The following is a 7,707-nucleotide window of genomic DNA, read 5'->3' as shown; positions in this document are numbered from 1 at the left end:
TTGTCCTCCTTGTCCTCCTTGTCCTCCTTGTCCTCCTTGTCCTCCTTGTCCTCCTTGTCCTCCTTGTCCTCCTTGTCCTCCTTGTCCTCCTTGTCCTCCTTGTCCTCCTTGTCCTCCTTGTCCTCCTCGTCCTCCTTGTCCTCAGTCTTTATGCTGTCCGACAGCCTAAGTCGGCTGTTTTTGCGGTGCTGTAGGTTTTTGGGCGATTGGTATAACTAACTTTGATTTCTTCTAGCGCTTGGCGTAAATCGTCTCGTCCACGAAAACAGTCTAAACGCTCCCGGACGATACCATTTTCAATCAACAGTAAGGTTGGCAGTGATTTTAGTCGATAAGTGGTAGAAAGTTTAAAATTTTGATCGGCGTTAACTCCAACCAATTTTATTTCTTCACCACATTGAGTTTTAAACTGCAACAACAGCGGCTGGATTACACGACATAAGCCGCACCAAGGCGCTTCAAAATTTACTAAAACAGGAATTGGAGATTCTAAAACTTCTTGATTAAATGTCCGCTCACTAACCAACAACACCATGATGCCTCTAAAATTACAGGGTTTTTATATCAAACTAGCCATCAGCAGAAAGATTTGGCAAGCCTAAGTTTCTGCAAATAGACTGTTCCAGGGCACAAATAATTATGCAAAAAACAAGCGCGTTTATTGTGGCGCTGATAAAAAAGCCAGCGCGAGTTTCACGGTGGCTTTTTTAGATTTTCAACTCCTGACTGCCTCTGGGGAGAGATTTTAAACTGTTTTGTCATCTAGTTTCTAATGATGGTAATTGACTGGCAATTACCAATCTCGCTCTCTCGCTCTCGACGATCGCGTCCCCCACTGACAGTTGCACTTCTACCAATCCCACAGGGAATTGGCTAGCAATTGAGAAGATGAAATCTTCATCTATTTACTTTCAATTGCTGGGTATTGCTATTGGGGTCTACCTAAAATAACCATTGTACCTTACTAGTTGCTTGAATCAATAGGGGGTGTGACCACCAAAGTAGACCGATAAAAGCCGCGACTCCCAGGTAAGCAGGGCGGAGAAATTCTTGCCATTTAAGAGATTGACGGCGATCGAGAAGAGCTAGAAAAGGAATAATTGAAGTCCGCTGTTTGACCATTTCAAAGGCTTCACCGTAACGCGATATCAAACGGCGATCGCCATGCCAAACTCCAAATAAGTGGTGGAGCACTAACCCCACTGAGGTTACAAAAGTAAACGTAGTACCAAGCCAAAGGGTATGAGCGACACACCAAATTATCTGCCCCACCATCTGCGGATGACGGGTAATCCGAATAATGCCGGTTTCGTAGAGGTGGACCGAGGGCTTTTGAATCGCAGCAATTTCTAGTAGATTGAATGTAGCTGGATACAAAAACAAAAACGAAATCGCTGAAAGCACCCAAACTACTGCCTTGACTCCGGGTACACCTTGGACTTGCCAAAGTTGCCAGCCATCATAACGGTGGTTAATAAAGTAAACGATTAAAATTACAGCTAAAGGCAAGCTGAGTAAGGCAAAGAAAACGCGATAGAGCCTTGGTCCAATTTGTTTTTCTGCCCACGGACGCAAGGCTGCTCCTCCACTGTGGGCGATCGCAAAAACTATTTGTAACCCCAGCATGACAAAATGACTGTTGGTTAACCAAGTGCTCAACATCATATACATAGGTGAAGTAATTTAAAGAAAACGCCCATTAAGTACAACCAATACCACAAAGTATTCAAAAGGGGACTTTCGTCAAGATGTTGTGGTACTGTCTTTTTCGATTAACGCTCCAAGTTTAAGATGCAATAAATTGCATTCGCCAAATTCAAAAGGTGAAGTGCTAATTTTTTGCTGCAACCGCTCCTCATGCTCATGCGTTTTGTGGGTTTAGCCTTATGTCTGACCTTCCTTTCACTTTAGATCAATTGCGTATTCTCAAAGCGATCGCCGTAGAAGGAAGCTTCAAGCGTGCCGCTGATAGCCTCTACGTCTCTCAGCCCGCTGTAAGTTTACAAGTTCAAAACCTAGAACGGCAACTAGATGTACCTTTATTCGACCGGGGAGGACGTCGCGCACAATTAACCGAGGCAGGGCACTTACTTCTGAGTTACGGTGAAAAAATTCTCACCCTATGTCAAGAAACTTGCCGCGCTATCGAAGATTTACAAAATCTCCAAGGGGGAACTTTAATTGTCGGTGCTTCTCAAACTACTGGCACCTATCTGCTGCCGAGAATGATTGGCATGTTCCGACAAAAATATTCAGATGTGGCAGTGCAATTGCATGTCCACTCTACCCGTCGGACAGCCTGGAGTGTCGCTAACGGACAGGTAGATTTGGCAATCATCGGCGGTGAGATTCCCGGCGAACTGTCAGAATCTTTGGAAATTCTTCCTTACGCCGAGGATGAGCTAGCGCTGATTTTACCTGTGTTTCATCCTTTTGCCAAACTAGAAACGATTCAAAAAGAAGACCTGTATAAATTACAATTCATTGCTCTCGATTCTCAATCTACTATTCGCAAGGTAATCGATCAAGTGCTAGCACGCTGCGACATCGATGCAAGGCGTTTTAAATTTGAAATGGAACTCAATTCCATAGAAGCAATTAAAAATGCGGTGCAATCTGGCTTGGGGGCTGCCTTTGTTTCGACTAGTGCGATCGCTAAAGAATTACAAATGGGTGTGCTGCACCGTGCCCCAATTGAAGGGGTTGTTGTCAAGCGGACACTGTGGCTAATTTTTAATCCCAATCGGTATAGATCAAAGGCAGCTGAAGCCTTTAGCCGAGAAATTTTGCCTCAGTTCGCTACCCCAGGATGGAATCAAGATGTGTTAAAATCATCACCAAAAAACATAGTCGTCAGTACATTGGATGTAGCGATGCCAAGCTCTGATAAAAGCTAAGATTTTGTCAAGAGTCACTCATTCAAGGGTCACTCATTCAAAAGTCACTCATTCAACTGTCAAGATTCAAGAAAAGTCCGCAATAGCAAAAACTACTATCAAAGGTAGTGGCGGAACCCTTAAGTGGATGATTTCCACCGCAATTACTGTGTCGTTTTCCAAGTAAATATTCACTAATAAATATATGCTTGACTATTGAATGAGTGACTATTGAATGAGTGACTATTGACAACAAACCAAACAAATGGAAGTTTACTGCACTCGTCCACGCTGCCCCCGCCCAAAAAATTATTTTACGGATTTAGACGATAACATAACTTTGAAAACAATACAGCAAAAATACTGCACCACTTGTGGAATGCCGCTGTTACTCGATGGACGATATGTACCGCTGAAGTTGCTGGGTAGAGGAGGGTTTGGAGCCGCTTTTTTGGCACGCGATCGCCGAATTCCGGGAATGCGTCAATGTGTAGTTAAGCAATTCCAACCTGCGGGAAATTTAACTTCAATTCAACTGCAACTAGCACAACAGTTGTTTGAACGAGAAGCAGATGTTTTAGCGCAGATAGGCAACCAAAACGAGCAAATTCCTGACTTATTTGCTTATTTTGAAATAACAGTTAAAAGCTGGCAATCAGAACAGCCAGAGCAATTTTTTTATCTGGTACAAGAATTTATTGATGGACAAAATTTAGAGGAAGAATTAGCTCCCAGAGGTACATTCACTGAAGAAGAAGCCCTAGAAGTGCTGCGAGAAATACTCAAGGTGCTGAAGTTTGTCCACAATCAAGGCATTATCCATCGGGATATCAAACCCTCTAACATTATGCGCGATCGCCTCGGCAAATTATACTTGCTAGATTTTGGCGCAGTTAAGCAGGTAACAAATGCCCCAACTGGCTTTGGTGGTTCTTCTACTGGAATATATTCTATGGGATTTGCACCTCCTGAGCAAATGTCTGGAGGTCAAGTATATCCGTCTACAGATTTATATGCTTTAGCAGTAACAATTCTGACCTTACTGACAAAGAAGGAAGCGATTCAGCTATTTGATGGTTATAGCAACCAGTGGCAATGGCGAATGCACGTATCTATCAATTCCGGCTTGGCTGATATTTTAGATAGAATGCTATTGCCGGCTGCCAATCAACGCTTTCAGTCGGCACAAGAGGTTATTTCGGCGTTAGATTCACTTTCTATACCCCCGACACAACTACATCCCCACAAAGCATCTGTAGCCAAGTTATCGTCGCAAACACAACCACCACAAGCACCTATTGTTCCCCCACCAGCTAAACCCGCATTTTCGACAATTGAGTTGTTAGGTGGTGCAGCGTTTAGTGGGTTTGAGGGTGCATTGATCGCGATCGCTCTTTTAAGTCTACTCAAATCGCCAATAATCACTTTAACTGTTTCCGCCGTAATTTTAGGGATGCTGATTTTTGCCCAAACACGACGATGGATTGAAAAACTTGATTTGTTAATTATTGCTGTAATTACTTTTGCGCTTATCTATTTTGTACCCTTTTTACATGCTTTTATCAGTTCTGGGCAAGTGATAATTTTATCAGTTGCAGCCGGCTTAATAGCCATTGCAGTTACAGCAATATTTCGTTTGATATATAAATTATTATCTCTGATATTTTAAATACAGTTAACTAGTTTAAAAAATTTTTATGTCCCAAAAGAACGAAACTACTGTTCTTGTTTTGGCTCTATTAATCACACTGGGAGTTGTCGGCGGTGGTTTGTGGTTATTTAAAGACAGTATTATATCACAAAATCAACCTAATATTAATTCGCAGTCAAAGAATAATCAACAATCAATTAAAGACCGAATTAGTTTTGGGGAAAAAACTTTAATAGCAGGGGAAATAGCCCCAGCTAAAAAAGAAGGTGTAGAAGCGATCGCTGCCGGAAGTTTGACACAAGCGATCGCTCCTTTGACAGCATCTCTCAAACAAAAACCTAACGACCCAGAAGCGCTAATATTTCTTAATAATGCCCGAATTGGCTCTGCAAAAAGCTACACGATTGCAACATCTTTACCCATTGGTAGCGATCCAAATGCTTCTTTAGAAATTTTACGCGGTATCGCTCAGGCTCAAAATGAAATAAATGCCTCTGGAGGCATTAAGGGAGTGAGGTTGAAGGTAGGAATTGCCAACGATGATGATAATCCCGAAATATCCAAGCAAATCGCCACAACCTTAGTCAAAAATCAAGAAGTATTAGGTGTCATTGGTCCTAATACCAGCGATGCAACTTTAGCCGCAGGTACTGTCTATACTTCTGGAAAACTTGTAGCGATTACTCCCACGAGTACTTCTGTTAAGATTTCCAACTTTAGCCACTACGTTTTTCGTACAGTTCCCAGTGATTTTATCGCTGCCAGAAGTTTAGCCAACTATATGGTAAAGAAGTTGCAGAAAAAAAATGCAGCGGTTTTTTTCAATTCCCAGAGTAACTACAGCCAATCACTCAAATCTGAGTTTGTCTCATCTGTGTCTTTAGAAGGTGGACAAGTATCGAATGAATTTGATTTGTCCCAAGCAACTTTTAGTGCGGCTATAAGTGTAGAACAAGCGACTAAGCAAGGTGCAGAAGTTTTGATGTTAGCTTCTAACGCTAATACTCTCGACAAAGCGCTGCAAGTCGTTCAAGTTAACGATAAACGGTTAGCTTTGTTGGGGGGAGATGATGTTTACATGTTGAAAACTTTAGAACTTGGACGTGAAAAAGCTGTGGGAATGGTGGTAGCGGTTCCCTGGCATATTGATGGCAATTCTTCTTCAAGCTTTCCTCAAAAATCGCGGCAATTGTGGGGTGCTGATGTGAGTTGGCGAACTGCTTTATCATATGACGCTACAAAAGCCTTGATTGCCGCTATAGAGCTTAATCCCACACGGGAGGGGGTACAGCAAGCACTTATCTCATCTAACTTTTCTGCAACCGGTGCAACTGGAGCGATTCGGTTTTTAGGATCAGGCGATCGCAATGCCTCAGTTCAACTTGTAAAAATCGCTCCCGGTACTCGTTCTCGTACTGGCTATGACTTTGTACCAATACCATAATCTGCAATAAAAAATAAAAATTAACCAATCGTTAACCTATAACCATCAGTAAAATGTCAAATTGCGTTTATGGACAAAAATCAAATAAACGATTATGTCGGAAAAAAACGAAGCTAATGAAACAACAGTTTTAGTTTTAGCTCTAACGATCACACTCGGATTGGTGGGGGGTGTGTTTTGGTGGTTAGCTAAGAATGGTGCTATCAATAATATTACCAATAATCCATCCTCGCAGGTCGTATCAAAAGGGGACACTTTTGCCAAAGTGCCAAAGGTTCCCTCTGGATTATTTAGCTATGGAGGTAGCACAACTTGGGCACCGATCCGCAGAGAAGTTGACCCACTGATTCAAACTGCCCAACCGCAATTTCGACTACGCTACACAGATCCCACCACCGGTGCCCCTGGTACTACTTCTGGGATCAAGATGTTGTTGAATAACCAATTGGCTTTTTCTGAGTCTTCTCGTTCAATTAAACCAGAGGAATACCAACAAGCGCAACAGCTGAATATTACCCTAAAAGAAATCCCGGTGGCGATTGATGGCATTGCGATCGCAGTTAATCCCAATCTTAATATCCCTGGTTTAACCCTCGCCCAGCTAAAAGGCATTTACACTGGCAAAATTACTAACTGGCAGCAGGTAGGGGGTCCAGAATTAGTAATAATACCGTACTCACGGCATCTTGAAGACGGAGGCACTATCCAATTTTTTGAGGAAAATGTCTTAGAAAAAGAAAAATTTGCCGCAAATGTGCAATTTATCCCCACAACAACTCAAGCTTTACAAGAATTAGCTAAAAATCCAGGTGGCATTTACTATGCCTCTGCCCCAGAAATAGTCGGACAATGTACTGTTAAACCCTTGCCACTGGGACGTAAATCAGATCAACTGGTTCCCCCTTACAAAGAGCCTTTCATTCCCCTTGAACAATGTCCAATACAGCGTAACCAAATAAATGCAGTTACCTTTCAAAGTGGTGAATACCCCATCACCAGACGGTTATTTGTGATTGTTAAGCAAAATGGTCAAAGCGATCAGCAAGCAGGTGTTGCCTACGTTAACTTTCTCCAAACGGATCAAGGTCAAGAATTAATTACAAAAGCTGGATTTGTCACGATTCGCTGATAAAAGAATGCAACTACACTCTCAAGTAGCAAGTATTTATTAAGCACTTACTTATATTTAATTGAAATGCGCGTTCACGCTCTAAGGGAAAAAGGTAAGGGGGAAAGGGGTTTTAAACCTGTACAGGGGGTCATATAAGAAAAAAGTTAATTGCTTTGTTTCTTCTTCTCCGTCCCTTTACCCTTTTTTCCTTTCCCCTTTCAACCAAACCAGAAGGTAATTTGCTATGTCCCAAAAAAATGAAACACCAGTTCTAGTATTATCCCTTTTGATTACAGTTGGGCTAATAGGTGGTGGTATATGGTGGTTTACAAAAAAATCTGGTTTTGACTTGGGTAAATCTACAGATTCTCAGTCGAAAAATTCTGCTGATGATAGTAGAAAGACAAAGCAACCAAGCGGCAACAATTTCGCTTCTGTGGAGAATGTGCCTACAGGATTATTCACATACGGGGGCAGTACCTCGTGGGCACCGATTCGACTGTTAAAGATAGAACCGCAAATAACTACTATTTTCCGGAATATTCCGGAAAACGACAAATAGGCGTGGTAGTATTAATTAACAAAGATTAAAACTACCAAATGTCAAAAAAATATGTCAGTCCCA

General features: G+C 42.0%; 8 protein-coding genes. 6 read left to right on the top strand and 2 right to left on the bottom strand.

The features are described 5' to 3' along the window. On the top strand, window positions 1-194 hold a 194-nt coding region (locus OGM63_RS25545), incomplete at its 5' end, for a hypothetical protein (RefSeq protein ID WP_263748515.1). On the opposite strand, the gene OGM63_RS25540 is transcribed toward OGM63_RS25545, so the two are convergent. Together OGM63_RS25540 and OGM63_RS25535 are read right to left on the bottom strand one after the other, a co-directional pair. Beyond that, entirely contained in the window at window positions 149-535 is a 387-nt protein-coding gene (locus OGM63_RS25540) for a thioredoxin family protein (protein ID WP_263748514.1), read from the bottom strand. The genes OGM63_RS25545 and OGM63_RS25540 overlap by 46 nt on opposite strands. A 407-nt stretch (window positions 536-942) precedes the next feature. After that, on the bottom strand, window positions 943-1,662 hold the full coding sequence (locus OGM63_RS25535; RefSeq protein ID WP_263748516.1) for an NnrU family protein: 720 nt from the start codon (window positions 1,660-1,662) through the stop codon (window positions 943-945). 224 nt (window positions 1,663-1,886) lie between these two features. Between OGM63_RS25535 and OGM63_RS25530 the strand changes: the two genes are divergently transcribed. From OGM63_RS25530 to OGM63_RS25510, 5 genes are all read left to right on the top strand, one after another. Beyond that, the gene (locus tag OGM63_RS25530) at window positions 1,887-2,897 is read left to right on the top strand and encodes a LysR family transcriptional regulator (RefSeq protein WP_263748513.1); all 1,011 of its coding nucleotides are present in this window, start codon (window positions 1,887-1,889) and stop codon (window positions 2,895-2,897) included. A gap of 244 nt (window positions 2,898-3,141) precedes the next feature. Next, window positions 3,142-4,545, top strand: coding sequence for a serine/threonine-protein kinase (locus OGM63_RS25525; protein WP_263748512.1), 1,404 nt, complete (start codon window positions 3,142-3,144; stop codon window positions 4,543-4,545). Between the two features lie 28 nt (window positions 4,546-4,573). Continuing rightward, window positions 4,574-5,971: an ABC transporter substrate-binding protein gene (locus tag OGM63_RS25520; protein WP_263748511.1), complete on the top strand. Its 1,398-nt coding sequence runs from the start codon at window positions 4,574-4,576 to the stop codon at window positions 5,969-5,971. 94 nt (window positions 5,972-6,065) lie between these two features. Further along, on the top strand, window positions 6,066-7,100 hold the full coding sequence (locus tag OGM63_RS25515; protein ID WP_263748510.1) for a PstS family phosphate ABC transporter substrate-binding protein: 1,035 nt from the start codon (window positions 6,066-6,068) through the stop codon (window positions 7,098-7,100). A 226-nt stretch (window positions 7,101-7,326) separates the two neighbouring features. Next, window positions 7,327-7,644 carry a hypothetical protein gene (locus tag OGM63_RS25510; protein WP_263748509.1) on the top strand — a complete coding sequence of 106 codons (318 nt, stop codon included), beginning with the start codon at window positions 7,327-7,329 and terminating at the stop codon, window positions 7,642-7,644. Window positions 7,645-7,707 lie beyond the last annotated feature (63 nt).

The sequence above is a fragment of the Plectonema radiosum NIES-515 genome (assembly GCF_025753815.1).
In the GTDB taxonomy this organism is placed as follows: domain Bacteria; phylum Cyanobacteriota; class Cyanobacteriia; order Cyanobacteriales; family Nostocaceae; genus Hassallia; species Hassallia radiosum_A.
This window is presented reverse-complemented; position numbering and strand designations above follow the sequence as displayed.

Bases quoted from the DNA above. Each gene is read 5' to 3' on its own strand.
- OGM63_RS25540 (WP_263748514.1), bottom strand. From the start codon at position 535: ATGGTGTTGTTGGTTAGTGAGCGGACATTTAATCAAGAAGTTTTAGAA.
- OGM63_RS25535 (WP_263748516.1), bottom strand. From the start codon at position 1,662: ATGTTGAGCACTTGGTTAACCAACAGTCATTTTGTCATGCTGGGGTTA.
- OGM63_RS25530 (WP_263748513.1), top strand. From the start codon at position 1,887: ATGTCTGACCTTCCTTTCACTTTAGATCAATTGCGTATTCTCAAAGCG.
- OGM63_RS25525 (WP_263748512.1), top strand. From the start codon at position 3,142: ATGGAAGTTTACTGCACTCGTCCACGCTGCCCCCGCCCAAAAAATTAT.
- OGM63_RS25520 (WP_263748511.1), top strand. From the start codon at position 4,574: ATGTCCCAAAAGAACGAAACTACTGTTCTTGTTTTGGCTCTATTAATC.
- OGM63_RS25515 (WP_263748510.1), top strand. From the start codon at position 6,066: ATGTCGGAAAAAAACGAAGCTAATGAAACAACAGTTTTAGTTTTAGCT.
- OGM63_RS25510 (WP_263748509.1), top strand. From the start codon at position 7,327: ATGTCCCAAAAAAATGAAACACCAGTTCTAGTATTATCCCTTTTGATT.